Raw genomic sequence first — 23,463 nt, forward strand, 5'->3', positions numbered from 1 at the left:
GGCCCAGAGGCGATGGCGCGAGTAATCCGTGTCCGCCGTCGACGGAATACGGCCCCGCGGATGGGCGAAGAGTTTGAGTTTCACTGCAGACGATGGCGACTGGCTTGCGACCCCGGGACCGCACCGGGTTGCCCCGGGTCGGGGGTCCGCGCCAACATGCAGGCTCCGCGCATCACGGGCTTCGCCATGGAAATCGCAGACCGCCGCATCGCTACCGTCCACTTCACGCTGCAGGACGAGCAGGGCCAGGCCATCACGTCCACCCACGGCCATGCGCCGCTGGTGTACATGCACGGCACCGGCAGCATCATGCCGGGACTGGAGCAGGCGCTGGCCGGCAAGGCGCCGGGCGACACCTTCCGGGTGACGATCGCGCCGGAAGCCGGTTTCGGCCCGCGCCACGATGCGCTGGTGCAGACGCTTTCGCGCGGCAAGCTGCAGGCCTCGGTGGAACCGGCGGTCGGCGCGAAGCTGACCGCGCAGACCGCGCGCGGGCCGCTGGACGTGGTGGTGACCGCGGTCGACGGCGATGCGATCACCGTCGACGGCAACCACCCGCTGGCCGGGCGCACGGTCGAGGCGCTGGTGGAGGTGGTGGACGTGCGCCTGGCCACGCCCGAGGAACAACAGTTCGGCCTCGGCTGAACACCTGCCCGGCCGGCGGCGCGCGGCCGCGGCGCAAGGCCTAGAATGCCCCCATGCCCGCGCTCTCGTCCTCCTTCGCGAACCAGCTGCTGATCGCCCTGCCGACGCTGGCGGATCCCGGCTTCGCGCGCACGGTCGCGCTGATCTGCCAGCACGACGACGACGGCGCGATGGGCGTGGTGGTCAACCGCGCCTCCGACTTCACCCTGGGCGAGGTGCTGCGGCAGATGGGCATCGCGTCGGACGATCCGGAGCTGGTGGAGCAGCGCGTGCTCGCGGGCGGCCCGGTGCATCCGGAGCGCGGCTTCGTGCTGCACGACGGCGCACGTACCTGGGATTCCACGCTCGCCGTCGCCGCGGACCTGTCGGTGACCACCTCGCGCGACATCCTCGAGGCGATCGCATCCGGCGAAGGGCCGGCGAACGCCACGGTCGCGCTCGGCTGCGCCGGCTGGGGCGCGGGCCAGCTGGAGTTCGAGCTGACCGAGAACAGCTGGCTGACCGCGCCGGTGCGACAGGAGATCCTGTTCTCGCTGCCGCTGGACCAACGCTGGCAGGCGGCGGCCGGCGAGATCGGCGTCGACCTGATGCGGATCGCAGGGCACGTGGGGCACGCATGAGCGCGGACACGATCCGCGCCGACGGCACGGTGCTGGGCTTCGACGTGGGCGCGCGCCGGATCGGGGTGGCGGTCGGCAGCGCCTACGGCCACGGCGCGCGCGCGCTGGCGGTGATCGACGTCCATGGCGAGCAGGTGGACTGGGCGGCGATCGACCGGCTGCACAGGGAATGGCGCCCGGACGGCCTGGTGGTGGGCGACCCGATGACCCTCGACGGCGGCGACCAGCCGATCCGCGACCGCGCGCGCGCCTTCGCCGGCGAGTTGAAGGCGCGTTACCGTCTGCCGGTGGTGCTGATGGACGAACGCGCCAGCTCGGTCGAGGCCGCCCAGCGCTTCGCGCTGGACCGTGCGCAGGGCCGACGCCGGCGTCGCGACGCGGCGGCGCTCGATGCGGTGGCGGCTGCGGTGATCGTCGAGCGCTGGGTCGCCGCGCCCGGCGACGCCACCCCTTTGTAGGAGCGCCTTCAGGCGCGACAAGCCAGCCCCCCCGTGAATGCCGGTCGCGCCTGAAGGCGCTCCTACAACACCGGCGATTTACCCGACAATACGGCCATGACCGACCAGATCGATGCCGACGGCCGCCTCCGCCACCTCCTGACCCTCGAGGGCCTGCCGCGCACGACCCTGTGCGCGCTGCTCGACCGCGCCAGCGGCTTCGCCGAGGGCGCCGACGCGCGCGGCGCACTGGCCGGCAGCGCGGTGTGCACCCTGTTCTTCGAACCGTCCACGCGCACCCGCCTGAGTTTCCAGCGCGCCAGCCAGCGGCTCGGCGCGGACGTGCTCGGTTTCGATGCCGCGACCTCGTCGACCACCAAGGGCGAGACCGCGCGCGACACCCTGAAGAACATCGAGGCGATGGGCGTGCGCGGCTTCGTGGTGCGTCACGCCGCCGACGGCGCGGTCGCGGAGCTCGCCGCGGCGGCCAATCCCGGCACCGCGCTGGTCAACGCCGGCGACGGCCGCAGCGCGCATCCGACCCAGGGCCTGCTCGACATGCTGACCCTGCGCCAGGCACTGGGCGAGGATTTTTCCGCGCGTCGCTTCCTGATCGTCGGTGACGTGCGCCACTCGCGGGTCGCGCGCTCGGACCTGCATGCGCTGCGCACGCTCGGTGCCGGCGAGATCCGCGTCTGCGGCCCGGCCGCGCTGCTGCCCGCCGGCGCCACGCTGGACGGCTGCATCGTCGGCCACGACCTGGATGCGGCGCTCGACGGCGTCGACGCGGTGATGATGCTGCGCCTGCAGCGCGAGCGGATGGAGGAAGGCCTGGTCGCCTCGCTCGACGACTACCATCGCGACTACGGCCTGACCCGCGAACGCCTGCGACGCGCTTCGCCCGCCGCGGTGGTGCTGCATCCGGGGCCGATGAACCGCGGCGTCGAGATCACCGACGAGGTCGCCGACGGCGCGCAGTCGCTGGTCCTGCGTCAGGTGGCGAACGGCGTGGCGGTGCGGATGGCGGTACTGGAGGCGCTGCTGGTGCGCTAACGCTAGCGCTCGATGAAATGCCGGCGCACGAAGGCGGCGGCGTCGGGCTGGTCGACGCAGGGCGTACAGAACGTGCCGCGACCGTCCACCGGGCCTTCGTACTGCCAGTCGAAGACCTTGTCGTATCGACCGTCGCGGCTGCGCACGCGCAGGCTGTCGCCCTGGGGGACCACGTCGAGCACCAGGCCATTGCGGAAGCGCAGGGCGAAGCCCTCGCCCGTCGCGGCGGGGCCGAGCACTTCCAGCGACAACTCCCTGGCGTCGGCGCCCCAGGCATAGCGCACGCGGGTGCCGCCGGCCTCGTCCGCCCACAGGCGCAGTGCCTCATAGCCGGCGCCGGGGAATTCTTCGCCGCGAACGGCGTAGTTGGCCACCCGCGCGCGCTGATCGAACGCGTCCGGGCCAGCGGCGGAGGCGGTCGGAACCGCCGACAGTGCCAGTGCGATCACGGCGGTGGCGAGGAACGGAAATCTGGGCATGGTCGGGAATCCTGCGGAACCGGGGCACCGTATCGTCGCCAGCCCGCCATGAATCCCGGATTCACGAGCGACGATGCGGGGGTGCCGTCACTGCTGCCGGAAGGCGTCGAGCTGGCGCTGCGCGAACAGCCAGGTCCACAGCTCCGGCGTGGCGTAGGCAGGGTCCCAGCTGTTGTGGTTGGCATCGGGGAATTCGGTGTAGCGCACGTTGCGCGCGCCGGCGGCGCGGAACGCGGCGTCGAGCCGTCGCGAATACTCCGGCGACACCAGGTCGTCCTGCGCGCCGTGGAAGATCCAGACCGGCATCGCGCGCAGCCGCTGCGCGACCGCGGCGTAGGGATCGGCTTCGTCGGCCAGCCCGGTGACCGCCATCGACGGCCGTCGCGGATGCACCAGCCCACCGCAGACGGGTACCACTGCAGCGAACCGGTAGGACTGCCGCAACGCCAGCTCCCAGGCGCCGTAGCCGCCCATCGACAGGCCTGTGAGGTAAGTGCGGTCGGGGTCGCCGCCGAACTCGCGCGTGGCCGCGTCCAACTGCGCGAACGCGACGTCGGCGAGCTGGTTCCACTCGCTGCCTTCGGGGGCCTGCGGAAACACGACGATCGCCGGGAAATCGTCGGTCCGGGACCGCACGTACGGTCCCAGCCCGACCGCGACCTGGCGCCGGTTGTCGTCGCCGCGCTCGCCGGATCCGTGCAGGAACAGGACCACCGGCGCCTTGCCCGGCGCGGCCGCGCGTGCGGGCACGAAGACCTGGTAGCGATGCACGCGGCCGTCGACCGCCAGTTCGCGCTCGAAAAATTCGCCCCTCTCTCCGCGCTGTGGCGCAGAAGCGCAGCCGGCGAGCATGGCGGCCAGCATCAGACCTCCGAGGGAACCCAGGCGCATGGGCGTGCTCCGGTTGGCATCAGTGCAGCAGGATAACCGTGGCCAGCCCGAGGAAGCTGAAGAATCCGATCACGTCGGTGACTGCCGTCACCACCACCGTGCCGGCGACCGCCGGGTCGACGTGCATGCGCTTGAGCAGCAGCGGCAGCAGCACCCCGGCCAGCGCGGCCGAGCAGAAGTTGATCACCAGCGCCGCGGCGATCACCAGAGACAGCGGCCAGGAGCGGAACCACACCAGGGCCACCACGCCGACCAGACCACCGATCAGCAGTCCGTTGATCAGCGCCACGCGCAGCTCCTTCCACAGCAGGATGCTGGCGTTGCTGGCGCCGACCTGGCCCAGCGCGATACCGCGCACCATCAGCGTCAGCACCTGCACCGCCGCGTTGCCGCCGATGCCGGCGACGATCGGCATCAGCACCGCGAGCGCGACGATCTGCTCGATGGTGGCGTCGAACTGGCCGATCACGCCGGCGGCCAGGAACGCGGTCAGCAGGTTGATGCCCAGCCACACCACGCGGCCGCGGACCGCGCGCCGGATCGGCGAGAACAGGTCCTCGTCCTCGTCCAGGCCGGCGGCGCCCAGCGCCTGGTGCTCGGCCTGCTCGCGGATGATGTCGACCACGTCGTCGACGGTGATGCGGCCGAGCAGCACGTTGCCGTCGTCGACCACCGGCGCGGAGACCCAGTCGTTGTCGGAGAACTGGCGCGCGACCTGTTCGGCCGAGGCGTCGACGTGCAGCGATTCGAGCTCGTCGTCCATCAGCCGGTTGATCGGCGTGCCCGGGTCGCGGGTGACCAGGTCCTGCAGCGCAACCCAGCCGATCAGCTGGTGGCGGCGGTTGACCACGTACAGGTGGTCGGTGTGCTCGGGCAGTTCGCCGCGCAGGCGCAGGAAGCGCAGCACCACGTCGACCGTGGTGTCGGCGCGCACCGTCACCACGTCCGGATTCATCAGGCGGCCGGCGGTGTCCTCGGGGTAGGACAGCACCTGCTCGAGGCGCTCGCGGTTGTCGCGGTCCATCGAGCGCAGCAGCTCGTCGATCACCGCGTCGGGCAGGTCCTCGACCAGGTCGGCGAGGTCGTCGATGTCGAGGTCCGACGCCGCGGCGACCAGTTCGTCCTGGTCCATGTCCGCGATCAGGCTTTCGCGCACCTCGTCGCCGACGTGCACCAGCACCTCGCCGTCGTCCTCGGGATCGACCAGCCCCCACACGACCATGCGCTTGTCGGGCGGCAGCGATTCGAGCAGGTTGCCGATCTCGGCCGGCGCCAGGGTGTTGACCAGGCGTCGCACGGGACCGAGGCGGCCGCTGTCGAGCGCGTCCGACAGCAGGCGCAGCTGGCGCGCGGTCTTGTCGTGGCGGACGGCTTCGGCCATGCGCGCGGCTCCGGTGGGCGAAGGGCTGCCGCGCCGGAAGACGCGGCGGATCAGGCGTTCATGGCGGCATTATCGCCCGGCGCTTCCCGGTTGCCCACCCCGTCCTCACGTAGGAGCGCCTTCAGGCGCGACCGCTTTGGCGCGCCGCCATCTTCCGGGCAAGGCATCGCGCCTGAAGGCGCTCCTACGCGGCTGCCGGCGTACGCTGCAGCCAACGCTCGATCGCGTCGCGGTCGCGGCAGCGCAGCAGCGCCGGTGCCGACGCACGCAACGCGTCGAGCCGCTGTGCGCGCACGGCGCGCCTTACCTCCAGCATCGTCGCCGGGTGCAGGCTGAATTCCTCGAGCCCCAGCGCCAGCAGCAGCGGTGTGAGCATCGCGTCGCCGGCCATCTCGCCGCACACCGCGACCGGCTTGGCCCGCGACCGCGCGGTGCGGATCACCTGGTGCAGCAGCCGGAGCATCGCCGGGTGCAGCGGCGAGTAGAGCTCGCCCAGGGCGTCGTTGCCGCGGTCGGCGGCGAGCAGGTACTGGGTCAGGTCGTTGGTGCCGATGGAGATGAAATCGACGTCGGCGATGAAACAGGGCAGCGCCAGCGCGGCGGCGGGAACCTCGATCATCGCGCCGAACGGAACGTGCTCGGCGATCTCGTGGCCTTCGCTGCGCAGGTCTCGGGCGATGCGCCTGAGCAGGGAGGCCACCGCAAGCACCTCCTCGCGGCCGCTGATCATCGGCACCAGCACCCGCAGCGGTCCGTAGCCCGAGGCTCGCAGGATCGCGCGCAACTGGGTCTCGAACACGTCCGCGCGCGCCAGCGACAGGCGCACGCCGCGCAGGCCGAGCGCGGGATTGGGTTCGTCGCTCAGCGCCAGGCCGGTGCGATCCGCCTTGTCGGCACCGATGTCCATGGTGCGGATGGTCACCGCGCGCCCGGTCATGCCCAGCACCACGTCGCGGTAGGCGCGGAACTGTTCCTCCTCGTCCGGCAGCTCGCTGCGCTGCAGGAACAGGAACTCGGTCCGGTACAGGCCGACGCCGGCGGCGCCGAGCGCGTGTGCGCCGGTGACGTCCTCGCGCGACTCGGCATTGGCCCAGAGCCGGATGTCGACCCCGTCGAGCGTGCGCGAGGGCTCCCTGCGCAGCCGGTGCAGCTGCTTGCGTTCGCGCTTCTCGTCGCGCAGCCGCGCACGGTAGTCGCGCAGGTCGGCGGCATTGGGTTCGACGATGATCTGGCCGCTGCTGCCGTCGACCAGCAGCACGTCGCCATCGTTGACCTGCTGCAGGGCGAGCGGGGCGCCGACCACCAGCGGCAGGTGCAGGCTGCGGGCGAGGATGGCGCTGTGCGACAGCGCGCTGCCGCCCGCGGTGACCACCGCCATCACCCCTTGCGCCTGCAGCTGGCTCAGCTCGGCAGGCGCGATCGCGTCGGTGACCAGGATCTCGCCGGCCACGCCCTGCAGGTCCGCGTCGCGCTTGTGCAGCATGGCGTGCACGCGGCCGACCACGTGGTCGATGTCCTCGACGCGGCTGCGGAAGTAGGGATCGTCCATGCCTTCGAACACGGCCGCCAGCCGGTCGCGCTGCAGGCGCAGGGCGTAGTCGGCGCCGTATCGCCCCTTGCGCACCAGGTCGTCCAGGCCCTGCAGCAGTTCCGGGTCGTCGAGCAGCAGGCTGTGCAGGTCGAGGAATTCGCCGACTTCGTGGGCGAGCGCGCCGTGCAGGCGCTCGCGCATGTTGCGCATTTCCACGCGCACCGCGTCGATCGCGGTGTGCAACCGCCGCAGTTCCGCCTCGACCGCTTCGGCGGCGACATGCTCCTCTGCGACCTCGAGGGCGTGCGGCAGGCGGACCCGGGCGCGTCCGAGGGCGTTGCCCCGCGACGCGCCATGGCCGGCGAGCGCGTGACGCATCTAGCGCCGACCGTCGGTGCCGGGACGGGCCATGTTTCCGGGCCCGGCTGCCGGGCGTCCGGACGCGGCAAGCCGGCCGGATGCAGCCGGACGTAGGTGGAACCGCGTCGTCATTCGGGCATGTTGCGACATACGTTCCTCACTCTTCCTTGTCCACCCACGTCCGGTCGTGGCGTGGCCGGTGCCGATGGCGGCGGCAGTCCCTAGCCGCCCTCGTCGAACTTGCGTTCGAACAGCGCGGCGGCCGCCTCCATCGCGGCGGCCTCGTCCTCGCCCTCGATGCGCAGCACCACGCTGGTGCCGTACCCGGCGGCGAGCAGCATCACCCCCATGATGCTCTTGGCGTTGACCTCGCGACCCTTGGCGACCAGGGTCGCGTTGCTGCGGTAGCCGGACAGCACCTGGACCAGCTTGGCGGTCGCGCGCGCGTGCAGGCCGAGCTTGTTGGCGATGAGCAGTTCGCGTTCGGTCATCGTCGGCCTCAGGCGTCGTCGAGGATCACCCCGTTGCGCGCGCCCGCGGCGGCGACGGCGGGGAGTTCCTCAAGGGGGAGTTCAGCATAATTCATCACCCGCAGCAGCATCGGCAAGCTCAGCGCCGAGACCCGGCGTGACGGTGTGCCCAGTCTGGACAGACGCGCGGCGAGGTTGCTCGGGCTGGCGCCGTAGAGGTCGGTCAGGATCAGCACGCCGTCGCCGCCGTCGACCCGGCGCATCGCCGCGCTCGCCTGCGGCAGCAGCGCCTCGGGATCCGCCTCGAACGGCACCTCGAACGATTCGAGCCGCAGCGGCAGGTTGCCGCGCAGCATGCCGGTGGCGACCGCGACGATCGCGCTGCCGATGCCGGAGTGGGTGAGAAGGAGGATGCCGACGGCCATGCCGCCAACTTAGCAGACGGCGGCGACCCCCGTTGGCGGCGAAGGTCGGACGTTGCGTACCGGCGTCATCCGCGCGGCCGTTCCCGTGTCGGTCGACCTGCCGTGCCGGGATGGTGCCGGCCTGCGGCGGATTCAGTCCAGCTCGCGGTGGAACGTGGCGACCTCGGTCCAGCCGCGTTCGCGCGCGTGCTCGGCGAGGGTTTCGGCGAGGTACACCGACCGGTGCCGGCCCCCGGTGCAGCCGAAGGCGACGGTCACGTAGCTGCGCGTACCGGACTGCATCCGCGGCAGCCAGGTGTCGAGGAACGCCGATACCTGGGCGACGTACTCGTTGACCTCGGCCCGCGCCTCCAGGTATGCGCGCACCGATGCGTCTCGGCCCGACAGCGGCTTGAGCCGCGGGTCCCAGTGCGGGTTGGGCAGGCTGCGCGCGTCGAACACGAAGTCGGCGTCGGCGGGCAGGCCGCGCCGGTAGGCGAAGGACTCGAACAGCAGCGACAGCGACGAGTCGTGGCCCAGCCCCAGTTCGGTGATCACCCGGTGCCGCAGCTGGTGGACGTTGAGCTCGCTGGTGTCGACGACCATGTCGGCCAGCGCGCGCAGCGGCTTGAGCGCCTGGCGTTCGAGCGCGATCGCATCGGCCAGCGCCAGCCCGAGATGGGTCAGCGGGTGGCGCCGGCGGGTCTCGGCGTAACGCTTGAGCAGGATCGCGTCGGCGGCGTCGAAGAACACCAGTTGCGGCTCCAGCCCCATCGCGCCCACCGCCGACAGCCATTCGGGCAGGCTGGCCAGGTCGCCGCGGTTGCGCATGTCGATGCCGACCGCGAGTTTCTGTTCGGCGCGATCGGGATGGCTCGCGGCGCGCACGAACTCGGGCAGCAGCTCCGCCGGGAGGTTGTCGACGCAATAGAAGCCGAGATCCTCGAAGGTGTTGAGCGCGACCGTCTTGCCTCCGCCGGACATGCCGGTGACGATCAGCAGCGAGGCGGCGGGCCGGTCGCTGGCGTCGTTGGCCGAAGGCTGCGCGCGGGCGTTCATGGCGCCGTGGACTCCTCGCCGCTTTCGAGGAAGTGAGAGTGGCGCGCGAGGAACGCCGCGGCCGGGTCGATGCCCTTGGCGCGCAGGATGTGGGTGCGCGTGGCGGCTTCGGTCAGCACCGCCAAGTTGCGGCCGGGCATAACCGGCAGGGTGATCATCGGCACGTCCAGGTCGAGCACGCGGCGCAGGCCGAGGTCGCCGGTCAGGCGCACCATACCGTCCTCGTGCAGCTGCGGCTCGGCGTTGGGCCGGCTCAGGTGCACGATCAGGCGCAGGTACTTGTTCCGCTTGACCGCGGTGTCGCCGAACATCTGGCGGATGTTGAGCACGCCCAGGCCGCGCAGCTCCAGCAGGTCCTGCAGCAGGTCGGGACAGGTGCCGTCGAGCACGTCGGGCGCGATCTGGGTGAACTCGGGCGCGTCGTCGGCCACCAGGCGGTGGCCGCGGGTGATCAGTTCCAGCGCCAGCTCGCTCTTGCCCGAACCCGACTCGCCGGTGATCAACACGCCGATCGAGTAGACCTCCATGAACACGCCATGCAGGGTCACCCGCGGCGCCAGCGCGCGCGCGAGGTGGTATTGCAGATGGTTGAGCAGTTCGTGGCCGCGCTTGGGCGAAGTCCACAGCGGCGTCTGGGTCTCCTCGGCGGCCTGGCGCAGATCCTCCGGGCAGGACTGGTTCTTGCTGATCACCAGCGCCAGCGGCCGGTACTGGATCATGCGCTCGATCGTCTCCCAGCGCAGGCGGGAGTCGAGCCCGTCGAGCCAGTGCAGTTCCTCGGTGCCGAGGATCTGCACCTTGTTGGGATAGATGATGTTGAGGTAGCCGGCCAGCGACGGCCGCCGGGCATTGGTCTCCACCGACTCGAGCATCCGCGACTGCCCCTGCTGGCCGGCCAGCCAGCGCAGATGCAGGCGTTCGTGCTGCTGTTCGAACAGGTCGAGGGCGGTCAGGCTCTGGTTCATCGGTGAAGGCTCAGGCGGCGCTCGCGGTCGGCGCGGGCGCCAGCAGCACCCGGCGCAGTCGCTCCAGGCTGCGCGCCATGCGCAGGCGGTCGCGGAACTCGGCGTCGGCGAAGCGCTCGGCGACGCCGGCCAGGTGCTGCAGGTGCTGCTCGGGCATGGCGTCGGTGGCGCTCATCGCGAACACCAGGTCCACCGGCTCGCCGTCGCGCGCGCCGAAGTCGATCGGCCGCCCGAGCCGCAGGAACGCGCCGCGCGGCGCATGGAACGCCGCGCTGCGCGCGTGCGGGATCGCCACGCCGTGGCCGATGCCGGTGCTGCCGAGCCGCTCGCGTCGGCGCAGGGCGTCGGCGAGGGCGCGGGTCGAGGCCGGCGAGCCGTCCGAGAGCAGGCGCGCGGCGGCATCGAGCACCCGCGCCGGCGTGCCCGGGTCGACCAGCATCACGATGCGGTCCGCGCTCAGCAGGTCGGTCCAGGGCATGGAGTGGGCGCCTCGCGGTCAGCCGAAGCTGCCGTCGCGCGCCGCGTTCTCGCCGCGATGGTGGTCGACCTGCTTCTTGCGGTGCTTGATCAGCAGGCGGTCGAGCTTGTCGGTCAGCAGGTCGATCGCGGCGTACATGTCGATCGCGCTGGCATCGGCGTGCAGCGCCTTGCCGGCCAGGGTGAGGTTGGCCTCGGCCTTGTGGTTGGGCTTGTCCAGGCTGAGCTGCACGCGCACCTCGAACGGACGGTCGAGGTGCCGCGACAGGCGCTGCAGCTTGCTGTCCACGTACTCGCGCAGGGCGGGTGTCACGTCGATGTCGTGGCCGTAGGTTTCGATCTGCATGCGCTGCCTCCTGTCTGGGGACTCCAGCATCGCCCGAAACGGGTCGCTGCGGGTTGAAAACAGGTTAACGCAGGGATACGGGGCCGGCGAGCGCCCGGATCATGGACAGGTCGCATGAAAAGGCGTTCAATCGATTCTTATGCGTTCGTGCGACGCGGCGATGTGCAGGGCCTCGCGGTACTTGGCCACGGTCCGCCGCGCCACCGGCACCCCGGAGGCCTTCAGCGACTCGGCCAGGCGCGCGTCGGACAGCGGCTTGCGCGGGTCCTCGGCCTCGATCAGGCTGCGGATCATCTGCTGGATCGCGACGCTCGAGGCTTCGCCGCCGCCGTCGGTGTCGATGCCCGAGGCGAAGAAGTCGCGCAGCGCCAGCGTGCCGCGCGGGGTGTGCACGTGCTTGCGCGCCACCGCGCGCGAAACGGTCGATTCGTGCATGCCGATCTCGGCCGCGACCTCGCGCAGGGTCAGCGGTCGCAGTGCGCGCGCACCGAACTCGAGGAAGCCCGACTGCTGCCGGATCAGGCAGCGCACCACCTTGAGCAGGGTCTCGCCGCGCGCCTCCAGGTTCTTCAGCAGCCAGCGCGCCTCCTGCAGGCGACCCTTGAGATACCCGGCATCGTCGCCGGCGGTGTGCTGGATCATGCGCTCGTACGCCTGGTGGATGGTCAGCTTCGGCAGCGAGCTGGTGGCCAGCATCGCCTGCCAGACGCCGTTGCGCCGGACGATCACGCAGTCCGGCACGACGTAGCTGTCCGCCGGCACGTCGCCGACCTGTGAACCCGGGCGCGGATCCATCGAGCGCAGCAGGTGCAGCGCGGTATCCGCCTCGTCGGCGCTGCAACCGAGCTGGTCGCACACGCCGCGCGCGCCGAGCTTGGGCAGGCGGTCGATCAGGGTGGTGGCGATGGTCAGTGCCAGCGCGCGGCCGGGGGTGTCGGGCGGCAGGGTGTCGAGCTGGATCCACAGGCATTCGGACAGGTCGCGGGCGCCGACGCCGACCGGGTCCATGCGCTGGATCTGGCGCAGCACGGCGAGGACCTCGTCGTCGCCCGGCGCAGGCTCGGGGTCGAGCGCCGCGGCGATCTCGCTGAAGGGCACCCGCAGGTAGCCGTCGTCCTCGATCGCGTCGATCAGGGCGGCGCCGATCCGGCGGTCGCGCGGCGACAGGTGGCCCAGATGCAATTGCCAGCTCAGATGGTCTCGCAGGGTCTCCGACTGCACCATGCGGTTGGCCGGGTCGCTCTCGTCGTCATCGCCCCGGCCGCCGGATCCGGCGTACTCGAAGCCCCCGCCGTCCTGCCAGCCGTCCTCCCGCCGCTCCCAGTCGTCGCCGTTGCCGCGGTCGTCCCCGGCGCTCTCCCGGTCCCGGTCTGCCTCGGCATTCGATTCGCCCGCCGCCGGCTTGCCGTCGAGTGCGATCGCCGGCGCGTCCTCCGCCCAGTCCAGCAGCGGATTGCTTTCGACCGCCGCGGCGATCTCGGCCTCCAGCTCGATCGCCGGCAGTTGCAACAGGTGCAGCGCCTGGCGCAGCTGCGGCGTCAGGACGAGGTGTTGACCCAGCGATGTCTGGAGGCGTGGCTTCATCGTCCCGCGGATCCCCTGGACGACGTGCACGGCTACAGACGGAAGGACTCTCCGAGGTAGACCCGGCGCACGTCGGGATTGGCGAGAAGCATGTCCGGAGCCCCCTGCGCGAGCACGCTTCCCTCGTTGAGGATATACGCCCGGTCGCAAATGCCCAAGGTTTCGCGCACGTTGTGGTCGGTGATCAGCACGCCGATGCCGCGGTGCTTGAGGTGCTCGACGATGCGCTGGATCTCGACCACCGAGATCGGGTCGACGCCGGCGAAGGGTTCGTCGAGCAGGATCAGGCGCGGCCGTGCCGCCAGCGCGCGGGCGATCTCGACCCGCCGCCGCTCGCCGCCGGATAGGCTGGCGCCGATCTGGTCGGCGACGTGGGACACCTGCAGTTCGTCCAGCAGGCTGTCGAGCTCCTGGCGGCGACCGGCGCGATCGAGGTCCTCGCGCAGTTCCAGCACCAACATGATGTTGTCGGCGACGCTGAGCTTGCGGAACACCGAGGGTTCCTGCGGCAGGTAGCCGACCCCGCGCCTGGCCCGCTGGTGCATGGGCTCGGCGGTGATGTCGCGACCGTCGAGCACGATCCGGCCCTCGTCCGCCGGCACCAGGCCGACGATCATGTAGAAGCAGGTGGTCTTGCCGGCGCCGTTGGGGCCGAGCAGGCCGACCACCTCGCCGGCATCCAGGGTCAACCCGAAGTCGCGCACGACCTCGCGCTGCCGGTAGCGCTTGCGCAACCCCTCGGCGACCAGCATCAGTCCTGCTCTTCCTTGTCGGTCTCGGCCGCCGGCGCCCGGTTGCGCGGCTCGAACTGCAGGGTCACGCGCCCGCCGTCGGTGCCGCCGCCGCCCTGCACCTGCCCGGTGCGCATGTTGTAGACGATGCGCTCGCCGGCGATGCTGCCGCGACCGGGCTGCTGGACCACCGCGCCGCCGATGAACACCACGGTGTCCTGCTGCAGGTCGTAATCGACCTGGGCGGCGGTGGCGTTCATGGTTCCGCCGTTGTCCATCTGCTGCTTCAGTCGCACCGGCGAGCCGCTCAGCTTCGCGCTCTGGATGTCGCCGTCGCCCTGGCGGATGTCGGCGCGCGCGGCGTCGATCACCAGCGTGCCCTGCACGATGTGGACGTTGCCGGTCAGCACGCAGGGACCGGATTCGGTGACCGTGCAGTCGCTCTTGTTGGCCTGCACCCGCATCGTCTGCTGGCGGTCGGAGGATTTGGCCATCGCGGTGCCTGCGCAGCAGATGGCGGCGATCGCCAGGACGAGCTCAGCGTTTCGGGTCATTGGTCAGGCTCACGTTGGACAGGAGCTGGATGCGCTTGCCGGCCAGATCGGCCTCCATCCCGGTACCGCGCATTGTAGTGCCGGGGCTGGTGATGGTCACGGCGGCCGCGGACGTGGCGCGGTCGTCGTCGGGGTGGATGTCGAGCTGCTCGGTCCGCAGCACGGTGGGCCGGCTGGCGCCCATCGGGCTGTCGGCGACGACATCGCCGTGCAGCTTGACCAGGGTGCTCTTCTCGTTCACCCAGCCGGTGCGCGAGCGGACCTCCCAGCGGCTGCCGTGCTCGTCGGGCATCAGGAACAGCGGCGTCACCAGCTCCAGCGTGCGCGCGCCGGGCGTCTGCCGCAGCTCGGGCGCGCGCAGCGAGAACGACTCCTGGCCGTCGCTGTCCAGGGTCACCACCTCGAAGTCGCGCAGGATGAAGTCCGAGCGCGCCTCGGCCGCCGTCTCCGGCGCGTCGGGCTGGTGCGCGCGCCAGGCGAACCAGCCGCTCAGCAGGGCGCCGGCGAACAGGACGAGGATGAGCGCGAGGCGCCAGTTCATCGACGGCCCCCGGCAAGCAGTGCCTCGACGCGGCCCTGGGCGTGCAGGATCAGGTCGCACAGTTCGCGCGCCGCGCCTTCGCCGCCGCGCGACGGGGTGACCCAGTGCACTTCCCCGCGCAGCCAGTGGTGCACGTTCGCCGGCGCGACGGCGAAGCCGACCCCGCGCAGCACCTCCAGGTCGGGCAGGTCGTCGCCCATGAACGCGACCTCGTCCATCGTCAGCCCCATGCGCGCGGCGATCGCGCCCAGGCAGGCGACCTTGTCCTTGCAGTCGACGTGCGGCTCGGCGCCGAGTTCGCGTGCGCGGTTGGCGGCGACGGTGCTGTTGCGCGCGGTGACGAAGGCCACGGCGACCCCGGCCTTGCGCAACTGCACCAGGCCCTGGCCGTCGAGCACCTGGAACGCCTTGGACTCGCGCCCGTCCTCGTCGAACCACAGCCGCCCGTCGGTGAGCGTGCCGTCGACGTCGAAGCCGACCAGCCGGATCTTCGCGGCGCGGGCGACCAGCTCGTCGGAATAGGCGGGGGAGGCGTGGGGCACGTGAGGAGTGTCCGGATGGGAGAAGGCGGCAGAGGCAGGAAACCGCATCCTGCCTTTACCTGCGGCGAATCAGGCATCGTCGCCCGGGGAGCGGGTCATACCACCCGCGCCCGCAGCAGGTCGTGGACGTTGAGCGCGCCGACCACGCGGCGGTCGGCGTCCAGCACCAGCAGGGCGTTGATCTTGCGGGTTTCCATCAACCGCGCGGCTTCGACCGCGAGCGCGTCGCTGCCGATGGTGACCGGGTCGCGGGTCATCACGTCGCGGATCGGCGTGGCATGCACGTCGACCCGGCGGTCGCCGAGGGTGCGGCGCAGGTCTCCGTCCGTGTACAGGCCGAGCAGAGCGCCCTGCGCGTCGACCACCGCCGTCACGCCCAGTCGCTTGCGGCTCATCTCGAGCAGCGCCTCGCCCAGCGAGGCGTCGCCGGATACCCGCGGCACGTCCTCGCCGGTGTGCATCACGTCGGCGATGTGCAGCAGCAGGCGCCGGCCGAGCGCGCCGGCCGGGTGCGAGCGCGCGAAATCGTCGGCGGTGAAGCCGCGCGCCTCCAGCAGCGCGACCGCCAGCGCGTCGCCCATCGCCATCGCCGCGGTGGTGCTGGCGGTCGGCGCGAGATGCAGCGGGCAGGCTTCCTCGGGCACGCTGATGTCGAGGTGCGTGTCGGCGGCCCTGGCCAGCGTCGACTGCGGCCGGCCGGTCATCGCCAGCAGCGCGTTGCCCTGGCGCTTGAGCACCGGCAGCAGCATCAGGATCTCGTCGGACTCGCCCGAGTACGACACCGCCAGCACGATGTCGGCGTCGGTGACCATGCCGAGGTCGCCGTGACCGGCCTCGCCCGGGTGCATGTAGAACGCCGGGGTGCCGGTCGAGGCGAGCGTGGCCGAGATCTTGCGCGCGACGTGGCCGGACTTGCCCATGCCGGTACAGACCACGCGCCCCTGGGTGGCGAGGATCCGCTCGCAGGCCCGCGAGAACGCGCCGTCCAGCCGTGCGGCCACCGCCTGCAGACCGCGCGCCTCGACCTCGAACACGCGCCGACCGCTGGCGGCGAGGGCCGGTGCTCCGGCGGGTGCTTCGCGGGACGATGTCGCTTGCGTGGCCATATCCGGTGGGCAGGCTTTCCGTTAACCTAAGCCGTTCATTTTAGGCGCTTCCCGGCGCAAAAGGCCCGCCCCTTGGCGGTGGCCGGCGACCGGCTCATGCGCGCTTCAGCAGGAAGACCCCCTTGAACCCCGATTCAATCCGCGATCTGATCCTGCAGGGCCTGCCTGGCGCCCGCGTCGAGGTGTCCGGCGACGACGGCGTGCATTTCGAGGCCCTGGTGGTGTCCGAGGCCTTCACCGGCAAGCTGCCGCTCGCGCGCCATCGCATGGTCTACGCCACGCTCGGCGAGCGCATGGGCGGCGAGATCCATGCGCTCGCGCTGAGGACGCTCACCCCGGCCGAGGCGGCGCGCGGCTGATGGACAAGATCGTCGTCACCGGCGGCGTGCCGCTGGAAGGTGAGGTCCGCATCTCCGGCGCCAAGAACGCGGTGCTGCCGATCCTGTGCGCGACCCTGCTGGCCGATGCGCCGATGGAGATCGGCAACGTGCCGCACCTGCACGACGTGCGCACCACGGCGCGCCTGCTCGGCGGCCTCGGCGCGGGCATCGGCCACGACATCGAGGGCGGTATCGTCCGCGTCGACCCGCGCACCGTGGACAGCCACCTGGCGCCGTACGAACTGGTGCGGACCATGCGCGCCTCGGTGCTGGTGCTCGGGCCGCTGCTGGCGAAGCACGGCGCGGCGGAAGTCTCGCTGCCCGGCGGCTGCGCGATCGGTTCGCGCCCGGTCGACCTGCACATCAAGGCGCTGGAGGCGCTGGGCGCCGAGATCGTGGTCGAACACGGCTTCATCAAGGCCCGCGCCGGGCGCCTGCGCGGCGGCCACGTCGCCTTCGAGATGGTCAGCGTCGGCGCGACCGAGAACGTGCTGATGGCGGCGACCCTGGCCGAGGGCACGACCACCATCGACAATGCCGCGCGCGAGCCCGAGATCGTGGACCTGGCCGACTGCCTGGTCGCGATGGGCGCGCGGATCGAGGGTGCCGGGACCTCGCGGATCGTGGTGCAGGGGGTGGATGCGCTGCAAGGCGCACGCCACGACGTCATCGCCGACCGCATCGAAACCGGCACCTTCCTGGTCGCCGGCGCGATCACCGGCGGTCACGTCGTCGCGACCCACGCGCGCCCGGACACGCTCGAGGCGGTGCTCGGGAAACTGCTCGAGGCCGGTGCCGACATCAGCGTCGAGGGCGACCGGGTCGGCGTCGACATGCGCGGCCGGCGCCCGCGTGCGGTCGACATCGTGACCGAGCCGCACCCGGGCTTCCCGACCGACATGCAGGCGCAGTTCATGGCCCTGGACTGCATCGCCGAGGGCACCGGCACGATCGACGAGCGGATCTTCGAGAATCGCTTCATGCACGTGAACGAACTGATGCGGCTGGGCGCCGACATCCAGATCGACGGTCACCGCGCCACGGTGACGGGCATCGGCAGGCTCACGGGCGCACCGGTGATGGCGACCGACCTGCGGGCCTCGGCGTCGCTGATCCTGGCGGGCCTGGTCGCCGAGGGCGACACCACGATCGACCGCATCTACCACCTCGACCGCGGCTACGAGCGCATCGAGCGCAAGCTCTCGGGCCTGGGCGCGCGGATCCGGCGGATCTCGTGAGGCGCCGCGCGTGAGCACCGCGAGGCCGCGATTCTCGCCCAGGCGCAAGGCGTTGCTGGCGTTCGTGGTGCTGCTGCTGGCCGCGATGCTGGTTCTGCGCCTGCTGGGCATCGCCGGCTTCAACGGCACCGCGCCCGAAGGCATGGACTGGAACGACGACGGCGTGGCCAGCCGCGCCGAAATCGTGCAGGGCTACACGGTCATCGCGGTCGACGAGACGCGCGAAGGTCCGCGCAGCTGCCGCCGCTACGTGCACCTGCGCGATCGCGAGACGCCGTTCCGGGTGGAATGCCGGGTCGAGTTCGCGAACGACGGGGATGGGCAGGCGCAGTAGCCAGGTACCCGCCGGAGGCTATTTCCAGGAGGTCAGCCGCAGGCTGACGGTTTCGCTGCCACCTTCGGCCTGGACCAGCCGCACCGGCACCGGGACACCCGCGGCGATCCAGACGCTGGTGGTCTTGCCGTTCGAAGAAGACACGACCCTGGTCGCCTGCATGGTGCGACCGTTGACGGTCACGGCCTCGATGCCGACGCGACGGAAGCGCATCGGCCTTGCCTTGCCGTTCTCGACCACCCGATAGTCCAGCGGCTTGCCCGCGGCCACGTCGCGCGCGAGCGCCAGCTGCAACAGCAGGCCGTCGACGTCTCCTGCACGGATCGCGACCGGCCCGCGCCGGGCACGCTTGGCATCGCCGCTCCAGCTGGCCTGCATCGACTTCCAGTCGAACTTCGCCGGCACGCTCTTGCGCTGGCCAACGTAGCTGGTCCTGTCGGCGCCACCCAGCGGCATCAGCATTCCGCTGCGCGACTCGGTGAAAAACGTCGCCTGGCTCATCGACGCCGCCACGTTCTCGAGGCTCATCGCCAGCGCCCACTGGCTTCCGCGGGGCGCGAGCACCATCACGCCGCTGGCGGGAACGCCCTTGTACTTCGCCGAGTACTGCGCGGTGAACGGCTTGAGCGCGGCGTCGGCCGGTGCCGCGAATACAGCCCCGCAGACGGCGAGCAGGAGCGCGGCGAGTCGATTGCGCATGGCAGGACCGTTGCAGTGATCCACGTGGGAAATCAGCGCAGCGATTTGAGCTGCAGGTCGATATGGTCGCGACCATCCCGTTGCTGCAGGATGCGCGCGGGCACGGGCAGGCCGTCGACGATCCACGCGGTGATGCTGCGGTCGTCGTCCTTCCAGGTGACCTTGGTCGCCTTCCGGGTCTTGCCGGCGACCGAGATCTCTTCGGTGCCCGCCGGCCGGAACGCCTGGCGTTTGACCCGCCCGTCCTCGACCAGGCGGTAGTTCAACGGCTTGCCGGCCTTGAAATCGCGCACCAGCGCGAGGTTCATGAGCATGCCGTCGAGGTCGCCGGCCTGCAGCTTCACCGGACCGCGGCGGTCGGGTTTGACGTCCCCGTCCCAGGTGGCCTGGCCGCTGTCCCAGTCGTAGGTGGCGTTGACCGAGCGCTTCTTGACCAGCATCGCCGCGAGTCCCGATTCGCCGCCTTGCGAGTCGTTCCCGGACAGCGGGCGCCACTGGCCGCCGTCTGCCTCGAACACGGTGCTCTGCGCCAGGCGCGCGCCGGCGCCGGTGACTTCGAGGCTGTATTTCCAGCGGTTGCCGCCCTCGGGTGCCAAGGTCATGCGGCCGTTGGCCTGCATGCCCATGTAGTGGGCGCCGTAATCGGCGGTAAACGGCTCGACCGCAGCCAGCGGCGCACTGGCGAGTGCGAACACGGCGGCGATCGCGGCGCTGCGGAAAGGGGATCGGAACATCGGCAGGGTCCTCGTTGTCATTGCACGGCCTGGTATTCGACCAGGCGCAGGTCGACGGCGTCCTCGCCGTCCTCGCGTTGCAGGATGCGCACCGGCGTCGGCACGCCGTCGGCGATCCAGAAGATCGTCTCGTCGTTGCCGCCATTGGTGCGCTCCACCCGCAGCGCCTCGTAGTTCAGCTCGGCCACGGTCACCGGTTCGGTCTGCGCCGCGACCTGGTAGGCATAATCGCGCACCCGGCCGCCGTCGACGAAACGATATTGCAGGCGTCTGCCCGGCTGCGCATCGCGGATCACCGCCAGGTTGATCAGCAGCCCGCTCATGTCGCCGTAGCGGATCGGCACCGGCGCGCGCCGGTCCTTGGCGAGGTCGCCCGTCCACTGCGCATTGTTCGCGTGCCAGTCGTAGGTGCCGGTGACCTTGCGGTTGAAGAACAGCGCCGCCTTGCGCACGGTGCTCTGCGACAGCGGCCGGTAGATGCCGTTGGCCTCGTCGAACACGGTGCTCTGCTCCAGGTTCAGGCCGGCGATCCCGGCCAGCCCGCGGTCGCCGCGGATGCCCAGGTCGATGCGCCAGCGCGACGCCGCGTCGTCGCGGACCACCTGCATGGTCGCGTTGCCGGCGGGCTTGCCGCCGTACCACGCCTCGTACGTGGCGACGAAAGGCTGCAGGACCGCGGCGCGAGGGGCAGCGGCCGTTGCGGACGCATCCGCGGCCTGCGGCGCCAGCGCGCGCGCAGGCACGGCAACGCCCGCGGCCACGACGGCCAGGGCGGCGATGCATGCGGAGAGCAGGGAAGGGGTCGGGCGCATAGGCCGGACATCATGCAAAGGCGTCGTTGCACGACAGCTGAAGCGCAGCGGTCAGCGCGTGTGCATCCACGTGAACGCCGTCTTCATCCAGCGTCACGCGCGCCGCGGCGAACAGGCGCAGGCTCGCGACCAGCAGCGGATGCTCGCGGGCCAGCACCCGGGCGGCAAGGCTCGCTTCGCTGTCGCAGGGTTCGACCGGGACGCGGACCTGCGCGATCAACGGGCCGCCATCGAGGTCCGGAGTGACGAAATGCACGCTCGCACCGTGTTCACGGACGCCCGCCCGCAGCGCCTGGCGATGCGTGTGCAGGCCCTTGAACGCCGGCAGCAGGGACGGGTGGATGTTGATGATGCGCCCGGCGCGCGGCGCGAGCGCGGTCGCGTCGATCAGGCGCATGTAGCCGGCGCAGACGATCAGGTCCGGCGCCACCGCATCGATCCGGGCGAACAGCGCCTGGTCGAACGCGGCGCGCGAAGGGAAGTCCCTGGGCGACAGCGCTTCGGCGTGCACCCCGGCCGCGCGTGCGCGTTGCAGCGCTTGCGCCTCGGCCCGGTCGGAGAACACGCCGACGACGATCGCGTGCAGCGTGCCCGCCGCGATCGCGTCGAGGATCGCCTGCAGGTTGCTGCCGCGGCCCGAAACGAGGACGGCGAGGCGGTAGGGTCGGCACCCCGCTCCCGGGGCCGGGAGATCGCTGGATTCACGGGCGCCGGTACCGCGCGGGCGCACGGGCGCATCGCACGTCCCCGTTCCCGATTTCCGCTTCCCCATTCCCGGCCCTTTCAGCCGATGCGCACGCGCTCGCCGTCGCGCGCGGCGACGACTTCGCCGATCCGCCAGTGGGCGAGGCCGAGTCGCGCGAGTTCGCCGCCGAGCCCGGCGACCGCGTCGCGGTCGGCCAGCAGCACGAAGCCGATGCCGCAGTTGAACGTGCGCCACATCTCCTCGCGCGCGACGTTGCCCTCGCGCTGCAGCCATTCGAACACCGGCGGCAGCCGCCACGACGACGCATCGATGTTCAGACCAAGGCCGTCGGGCACCACGCGGACGATGTTCTCGGTCAGGCCGCCGCCGGTGATGTGGGCCATGCCGTGGATCGCCGGGCCGTGCGCGCCGTGCAGCAGTTCCAGGATCGGCCTGACGTACAGGCGCGTCGGCGCCATCACCGCGTCGGCCAGCGGCACACCGCCGACGTCGAGGTCGGCCGGGCGGCCGGCGCGGTCGTAGATCCGGCGGATCAGCGAGTAACCATTGGAATGCGGGCCGCTGGAGGCGATGCCGACCAGCACGTCGCCCTCGCGCACGGCGCTGCCGTCGCGCAGTTCCGACTTCTCCACGCCGGCCACGCAGAAGCCGGCCAGGTCGTACTCGCCCGGCGGGTACATGTCGGGCATTTCCGCGGTCTCGCCGCCGATCAGCGCGCAGCCGGACAGTTCGCAACCCCGGGCGATCCCGGCGACCACCGCCACGGTGGTCTCGACGTCGAGCCTGCCGGTGGCGAAATAGTCGAGGAAGAACAGCGGCTCTGCGCCCTGCACCAGCACGTCGTTCACGCACATCGCGACCAGGTCGATGCCGATGGTGTCGTGGCGTCCGAGCTGCTGGGCGAGCTTGAGCTTGGTGCCGACGCCATCGGTGCCCGAGACCAGCACCGGTTCGCGGTACTTGCCGGACAGGTCGAACAGGGCGCCGAAGCCGCCGAGTCCGCCCATCACCTCCGGGCGCAGGCTGCGCCTGACCAGTGGCTTGATGCGTTCGACCACCTCGTTGCCCGCGTCGATGTCGACGCCGGCGTCGCGATAGGTCAGGCCGGTCGGGCCGGGAGAGGGGGTGGTCACGGGTGCTCGCGGAAGGCCGGTCGGCCCGCGATTCTAGCAGCCGGCCGGCGCCCGGCCGCGGGGCGGTCACACCTGCGGCGGTGGTGGCGTCAGGAACCGCGAAGAGGCTTTGTGGCACCATTTCGCACGGTTCGCTGCTGGAAAAGGATATCGGATGCGCTTGGCTGTTCGAGGGGCCCGGGTGATCGGGTGGGCGCTAGCAGCGCTGCTGCTGGCAGCGCCGGCGGCCGCGCAGCGCGTCGAGGGCGATCGTGCGTCGGCGCAGGGCGTGTACGAGGCCGAGGTGCCGGTGCGCAGCCAGGCCGAGTCCGAGCGCGAGACCGCGTTTGCGCGCGCGCTGGCGCAGGTGTTCGCGAAACTGTCGGGCGACCGCGCCATCGCCAGCCGTCCCGGGGTCGGCCAGGAACTGCGCCGTGCCCGCCAGTACGTGGACGGGTTCGACTACCGCCAGGACGAGAGCGTGGGTGCCAGCGGCGCGCCGAGTTTCAGTACCACCCTCGTGGTGCGGTTCAAGCCTGACGACATCGATGCCCTGGTCGGCGCGCTGGGCCTGCCGGTGTGGCCGCAGCCGCGGCCCAAGCCGGTGGTGTGGCTGGCGATCGACGACGGCAAGGGCCCGCGCCTGGTCGGCCTGCAGCACAACTCCGTGGCGCGTCCGCTGCTGCAGCGGGCGACCGAGCGCGGCTATCGGCTGGGCCTGCCCAATGGCAGTGCCGCGGAACAGGCCGCGGTCGGCGCGATCTGGCGCGGCGATACCGGCGCGATCGCGCGCCTGTCCGCGCGCTACAGCCCGCCGATGCAGCTGATCGGCAAGCTCTATCGCGGCGACGCCGGTTGGAAGGCCGACTGGATCTTCGTCGACAACGGCCGGGTGCTGTCGCGCTGGTCGGAAGAGGGCGGCGATGCGCGCAGCGTGCTGGCGGCCGGTGCCGATGGCGGCGCGGACGCGCTGATCCAGCGCTACGCCAAGGCCACCGCGCCGTCGCAGCCGGTCGCGCAGCGCATCGTCTTCAGCGGCGTGCGCAGTGGCGGCGACTACCTGCGCCTGGCCGCCGCGCTGCAGCGCATGTCGGTGGTGCGCGCGATCCGTCCGCTGCGCGCATCGAACGACCGCCTCGAACTCGAACTCGACCTGCTGACCGGGCTTCCGGGCTTCCGCCGCATGGCCGACGAGGCGGTGCTGCTGGAAGTCGATGGCAGCGACGAGCTCGCGCCGATCTACCTGCTGCGCTGACCGCCCGGAGCCGCGAG

29 protein-coding genes are annotated in these 23,463 nt (G+C 71.3%); 8 read left to right on the forward strand and 21 right to left on the reverse strand.

The annotated features are described in order from the left end of the window. Window positions 1–186: 186 nt before the first annotated feature. The 4 genes from JMO03_RS01385 (at window position 187) to JMO03_RS01400 (ending at window position 2,755) form a co-directional block, all read left to right on the forward strand. Complete coding sequence (locus JMO03_RS01385; RefSeq protein ID WP_202839477.1) at window positions 187–645, forward strand: FKBP-type peptidyl-prolyl cis-trans isomerase; 459 nt, start codon at window positions 187–189, stop codon at window positions 643–645. Window positions 646–698: 53 nt separating this feature from the next. After that, window positions 699–1,265 carry a YqgE/AlgH family protein gene (locus tag JMO03_RS01390; RefSeq protein ID WP_202839478.1) on the forward strand — a complete coding sequence of 189 codons (567 nt, stop codon included), beginning with the start codon at window positions 699–701 and terminating at the stop codon, window positions 1,263–1,265. Then, complete coding sequence (gene ruvX / locus JMO03_RS01395; protein ID WP_202839479.1) at window positions 1,262–1,723, forward strand: Holliday junction resolvase RuvX; 462 nt, start codon at window positions 1,262–1,264, stop codon at window positions 1,721–1,723. Before JMO03_RS01390 ends, ruvX begins: the two co-directional genes overlap by 4 nt. Before the next feature lie 96 nt (window positions 1,724–1,819). Continuing rightward, window positions 1,820–2,755 (forward strand): aspartate carbamoyltransferase catalytic subunit, encoded by a 936-nt coding sequence (locus tag JMO03_RS01400; RefSeq protein WP_202839480.1) that lies wholly within the window; start codon window positions 1,820–1,822, stop codon window positions 2,753–2,755. A gap of 2 nt (window positions 2,756–2,757) precedes the next feature. Here the strand turns inward: JMO03_RS01400 and JMO03_RS01405 are convergent, their stop codons facing one another. The 16 genes from JMO03_RS01405 to JMO03_RS01480 all read right to left on the reverse strand — a co-directional run bounded on the left by JMO03_RS01405 (window position 2,758) and on the right by JMO03_RS01480 (window position 16,176). Continuing rightward, complete coding sequence (locus tag JMO03_RS01405; protein ID WP_202839481.1) at window positions 2,758–3,234, reverse strand: hypothetical protein; 477 nt, start codon at window positions 3,232–3,234, stop codon at window positions 2,758–2,760. An 87-nt stretch (window positions 3,235–3,321) separates the two neighbouring features. Beyond that, a complete protein-coding gene (locus JMO03_RS01410) occupies window positions 3,322–4,125 on the reverse strand; it encodes a carboxylesterase family protein (protein WP_202839482.1) in 804 nt (267 codons plus the stop codon). A gap of 19 nt (window positions 4,126–4,144) precedes the next feature. Then, window positions 4,145–5,506: a magnesium transporter gene (gene mgtE, locus JMO03_RS01415; protein WP_202839484.1), complete on the reverse strand. Its 1,362-nt coding sequence runs from the start codon at window positions 5,504–5,506 to the stop codon at window positions 4,145–4,147. 184 nt (window positions 5,507–5,690) lie between these two features. Continuing rightward, window positions 5,691–7,415 (reverse strand): phosphoenolpyruvate--protein phosphotransferase, encoded by a 1,725-nt coding sequence (gene ptsP, locus JMO03_RS01420; protein WP_202839485.1) that lies wholly within the window; start codon window positions 7,413–7,415, stop codon window positions 5,691–5,693. A 203-nt stretch (window positions 7,416–7,618) separates the two neighbouring features. Continuing rightward, on the reverse strand, window positions 7,619–7,888 hold the full coding sequence (locus JMO03_RS01425; protein ID WP_149103461.1) for an HPr family phosphocarrier protein: 270 nt from the start codon (window positions 7,886–7,888) through the stop codon (window positions 7,619–7,621). A gap of 8 nt (window positions 7,889–7,896) precedes the next feature. Continuing rightward, window positions 7,897–8,292: a PTS sugar transporter subunit IIA gene (locus JMO03_RS01430; protein ID WP_202839486.1), complete on the reverse strand. Its 396-nt coding sequence runs from the start codon at window positions 8,290–8,292 to the stop codon at window positions 7,897–7,899. A 132-nt stretch (window positions 8,293–8,424) separates the two neighbouring features. Further along, the gene (rapZ, locus tag JMO03_RS01435) at window positions 8,425–9,330 is read right to left on the reverse strand and encodes an RNase adapter RapZ (protein ID WP_202839487.1); all 906 of its coding nucleotides are present in this window, start codon (window positions 9,328–9,330) and stop codon (window positions 8,425–8,427) included. Next, window positions 9,327–10,295, reverse strand: coding sequence for an HPr(Ser) kinase/phosphatase (gene hprK, locus JMO03_RS01440; RefSeq protein WP_202839488.1), 969 nt, complete (start codon window positions 10,293–10,295; stop codon window positions 9,327–9,329). The genes rapZ and hprK overlap by 4 nt, the downstream gene beginning before the upstream one ends. A 10-nt stretch (window positions 10,296–10,305) precedes the next feature. Beyond that, a complete protein-coding gene (locus JMO03_RS01445) occupies window positions 10,306–10,773 on the reverse strand; it encodes a PTS sugar transporter subunit IIA (RefSeq protein WP_202839489.1) in 468 nt (155 codons plus the stop codon). An 18-nt stretch (window positions 10,774–10,791) separates the two neighbouring features. After that, window positions 10,792–11,118 (reverse strand): ribosome hibernation-promoting factor, HPF/YfiA family, encoded by a 327-nt coding sequence (gene hpf / locus JMO03_RS01450; protein WP_202839491.1) that lies wholly within the window; start codon window positions 11,116–11,118, stop codon window positions 10,792–10,794. Between the two features lie 126 nt (window positions 11,119–11,244). Further along, the gene (locus JMO03_RS01455) at window positions 11,245–12,702 is read right to left on the reverse strand and encodes an RNA polymerase factor sigma-54 (protein WP_202839493.1); all 1,458 of its coding nucleotides are present in this window, start codon (window positions 12,700–12,702) and stop codon (window positions 11,245–11,247) included. A 32-nt stretch (window positions 12,703–12,734) separates the two neighbouring features. Continuing rightward, entirely contained in the window at window positions 12,735–13,454 is a 720-nt protein-coding gene (lptB, locus tag JMO03_RS01460) for an LPS export ABC transporter ATP-binding protein (RefSeq protein WP_202839494.1), read from the reverse strand. Next, window positions 13,454–13,987, reverse strand: a complete 534-nt coding sequence (gene lptA, locus JMO03_RS01465) for a lipopolysaccharide transport periplasmic protein LptA (RefSeq protein ID WP_202839495.1) — start codon at window positions 13,985–13,987, stop codon at window positions 13,454–13,456. The genes lptB and lptA overlap by 1 nt, the downstream gene beginning before the upstream one ends. After that, window positions 13,971–14,528, reverse strand: a complete 558-nt coding sequence (gene lptC, locus JMO03_RS01470) for an LPS export ABC transporter periplasmic protein LptC (protein WP_202839496.1) — start codon at window positions 14,526–14,528, stop codon at window positions 13,971–13,973. Before lptC ends, lptA begins: the two co-directional genes overlap by 17 nt. Then, a complete protein-coding gene (locus JMO03_RS01475; protein WP_337926335.1) occupies window positions 14,525–15,070 on the reverse strand; it encodes a KdsC family phosphatase in 546 nt (181 codons plus the stop codon). The genes lptC and JMO03_RS01475 overlap by 4 nt, the downstream gene beginning before the upstream one ends. A gap of 95 nt (window positions 15,071–15,165) precedes the next feature. Then, window positions 15,166–16,176: a KpsF/GutQ family sugar-phosphate isomerase gene (locus JMO03_RS01480; protein ID WP_202839498.1), complete on the reverse strand. Its 1,011-nt coding sequence runs from the start codon at window positions 16,174–16,176 to the stop codon at window positions 15,166–15,168. A 122-nt stretch (window positions 16,177–16,298) separates the two neighbouring features. On the opposite strand from JMO03_RS01480, the gene JMO03_RS01485 reads away from it, so the two are divergent. From JMO03_RS01485 to JMO03_RS01495, 3 genes are read left to right on the forward strand one after another with little or no spacing between them, the layout of a single operon-like run. Further along, on the forward strand, window positions 16,299–16,535 hold the full coding sequence (locus tag JMO03_RS01485; protein ID WP_202839499.1) for a BolA family protein: 237 nt from the start codon (window positions 16,299–16,301) through the stop codon (window positions 16,533–16,535). Continuing rightward, window positions 16,535–17,794 carry a UDP-N-acetylglucosamine 1-carboxyvinyltransferase gene (gene murA, locus JMO03_RS01490; protein WP_202839501.1) on the forward strand — a complete coding sequence of 420 codons (1,260 nt, stop codon included), beginning with the start codon at window positions 16,535–16,537 and terminating at the stop codon, window positions 17,792–17,794. Before JMO03_RS01485 ends, murA begins: the two co-directional genes overlap by 1 nt. A gap of 10 nt (window positions 17,795–17,804) precedes the next feature. Then, window positions 17,805–18,128, forward strand: a complete 324-nt coding sequence (locus JMO03_RS01495; RefSeq protein ID WP_202839504.1) for an EF-hand domain-containing protein — start codon at window positions 17,805–17,807, stop codon at window positions 18,126–18,128. An 18-nt stretch (window positions 18,129–18,146) separates the two neighbouring features. Here JMO03_RS01495 and JMO03_RS01500 read toward each other — a convergent pair whose 3' ends face one another. From JMO03_RS01500 to purM, 5 genes are read right to left on the reverse strand one after another with little or no spacing between them, the layout of a single operon-like run. Next, window positions 18,147–18,827 carry a DUF3108 domain-containing protein gene (locus tag JMO03_RS01500; protein ID WP_202839505.1) on the reverse strand — a complete coding sequence of 227 codons (681 nt, stop codon included), beginning with the start codon at window positions 18,825–18,827 and terminating at the stop codon, window positions 18,147–18,149. Between the two features lie 32 nt (window positions 18,828–18,859). After that, window positions 18,860–19,561 (reverse strand): DUF3108 domain-containing protein, encoded by a 702-nt coding sequence (locus JMO03_RS01505; RefSeq protein ID WP_202839507.1) that lies wholly within the window; start codon window positions 19,559–19,561, stop codon window positions 18,860–18,862. Between the two features lie 17 nt (window positions 19,562–19,578). Beyond that, window positions 19,579–20,373, reverse strand: coding sequence for a DUF3108 domain-containing protein (locus JMO03_RS01510; RefSeq protein WP_202839509.1), 795 nt, complete (start codon window positions 20,371–20,373; stop codon window positions 19,579–19,581). A gap of 10 nt (window positions 20,374–20,383) precedes the next feature. Further along, complete coding sequence (gene purN, locus JMO03_RS01515) at window positions 20,384–21,103, reverse strand: phosphoribosylglycinamide formyltransferase (protein WP_337926336.1); 720 nt, start codon at window positions 21,101–21,103, stop codon at window positions 20,384–20,386. 53 nt (window positions 21,104–21,156) lie between these two features. Further along, window positions 21,157–22,212 carry a phosphoribosylformylglycinamidine cyclo-ligase gene (gene purM / locus JMO03_RS01520; protein ID WP_202839513.1) on the reverse strand — a complete coding sequence of 352 codons (1,056 nt, stop codon included), beginning with the start codon at window positions 22,210–22,212 and terminating at the stop codon, window positions 21,157–21,159. Between the two features lie 154 nt (window positions 22,213–22,366). Here purM and JMO03_RS01525 point away from each other — a divergent pair, with 154 nt between their 5' ends. Beyond that, window positions 22,367–23,446, forward strand: a complete 1,080-nt coding sequence (locus tag JMO03_RS01525) for a DUF2066 domain-containing protein (protein WP_202839515.1) — start codon at window positions 22,367–22,369, stop codon at window positions 23,444–23,446. Window positions 23,447–23,463: the final 17 nt, after the last annotated feature.

The sequence above is a fragment of the Luteimonas saliphila genome (assembly GCF_016774335.1).
In the GTDB taxonomy this organism is placed as follows: Bacteria; Pseudomonadota; Gammaproteobacteria; order Xanthomonadales; family Xanthomonadaceae; genus Luteimonas; species Luteimonas saliphila.

Excerpts from the sequence above, each read along its gene's own strand:
- JMO03_RS01385 (WP_202839477.1), top strand. The coding sequence starts at position 187 with ATGGAAATCGCAGACCGCCGCATCGCTACCGTCCACTTCACGCTGCAG.
- JMO03_RS01390 (WP_202839478.1), top strand. The coding sequence starts at position 699 with ATGCCCGCGCTCTCGTCCTCCTTCGCGAACCAGCTGCTGATCGCCCTG.
- ruvX (WP_202839479.1), top strand. The coding sequence starts at position 1,262 with ATGAGCGCGGACACGATCCGCGCCGACGGCACGGTGCTGGGCTTCGAC.
- JMO03_RS01400 (WP_202839480.1), top strand. The coding sequence starts at position 1,820 with ATGACCGACCAGATCGATGCCGACGGCCGCCTCCGCCACCTCCTGACC.
- JMO03_RS01405 (WP_202839481.1), bottom strand. The coding sequence starts at position 3,234 with ATGCCCAGATTTCCGTTCCTCGCCACCGCCGTGATCGCACTGGCACTG.
- JMO03_RS01410 (WP_202839482.1), bottom strand. The coding sequence starts at position 4,125 with ATGCGCCTGGGTTCCCTCGGAGGTCTGATGCTGGCCGCCATGCTCGCC.
- mgtE (WP_202839484.1), bottom strand. The coding sequence starts at position 5,506 with ATGGCCGAAGCCGTCCGCCACGACAAGACCGCGCGCCAGCTGCGCCTG.
- ptsP (WP_202839485.1), bottom strand. The coding sequence starts at position 7,415 with ATGCGTCACGCGCTCGCCGGCCATGGCGCGTCGCGGGGCAACGCCCTC.
- JMO03_RS01425 (WP_149103461.1), bottom strand. The coding sequence starts at position 7,888 with ATGACCGAACGCGAACTGCTCATCGCCAACAAGCTCGGCCTGCACGCG.
- JMO03_RS01430 (WP_202839486.1), bottom strand. The coding sequence starts at position 8,292 with ATGGCCGTCGGCATCCTCCTTCTCACCCACTCCGGCATCGGCAGCGCG.
- rapZ (WP_202839487.1), bottom strand. The coding sequence starts at position 9,330 with ATGAACGCCCGCGCGCAGCCTTCGGCCAACGACGCCAGCGACCGGCCC.
- hprK (WP_202839488.1), bottom strand. The coding sequence starts at position 10,295 with ATGAACCAGAGCCTGACCGCCCTCGACCTGTTCGAACAGCAGCACGAA.
- JMO03_RS01445 (WP_202839489.1), bottom strand. The coding sequence starts at position 10,773 with ATGCCCTGGACCGACCTGCTGAGCGCGGACCGCATCGTGATGCTGGTC.
- hpf (WP_202839491.1), bottom strand. The coding sequence starts at position 11,118 with ATGCAGATCGAAACCTACGGCCACGACATCGACGTGACACCCGCCCTG.
- JMO03_RS01455 (WP_202839493.1), bottom strand. The coding sequence starts at position 12,702 with ATGAAGCCACGCCTCCAGACATCGCTGGGTCAACACCTCGTCCTGACG.
- lptB (WP_202839494.1), bottom strand. The coding sequence starts at position 13,454 with ATGCTGGTCGCCGAGGGGTTGCGCAAGCGCTACCGGCAGCGCGAGGTC.
- lptA (WP_202839495.1), bottom strand. The coding sequence starts at position 13,987 with ATGACCCGAAACGCTGAGCTCGTCCTGGCGATCGCCGCCATCTGCTGC.
- lptC (WP_202839496.1), bottom strand. The coding sequence starts at position 14,528 with ATGAACTGGCGCCTCGCGCTCATCCTCGTCCTGTTCGCCGGCGCCCTG.
- JMO03_RS01480 (WP_202839498.1), bottom strand. The coding sequence starts at position 16,176 with ATGGCCACGCAAGCGACATCGTCCCGCGAAGCACCCGCCGGAGCACCG.
- murA (WP_202839501.1), top strand. The coding sequence starts at position 16,535 with ATGGACAAGATCGTCGTCACCGGCGGCGTGCCGCTGGAAGGTGAGGTC.
- JMO03_RS01500 (WP_202839505.1), bottom strand. The coding sequence starts at position 18,827 with ATGCGCAATCGACTCGCCGCGCTCCTGCTCGCCGTCTGCGGGGCTGTA.
- JMO03_RS01505 (WP_202839507.1), bottom strand. The coding sequence starts at position 19,561 with ATGTTCCGATCCCCTTTCCGCAGCGCCGCGATCGCCGCCGTGTTCGCA.
- JMO03_RS01510 (WP_202839509.1), bottom strand. The coding sequence starts at position 20,373 with ATGCGCCCGACCCCTTCCCTGCTCTCCGCATGCATCGCCGCCCTGGCC.
- JMO03_RS01525 (WP_202839515.1), top strand. The coding sequence starts at position 22,367 with ATGCGCTTGGCTGTTCGAGGGGCCCGGGTGATCGGGTGGGCGCTAGCA.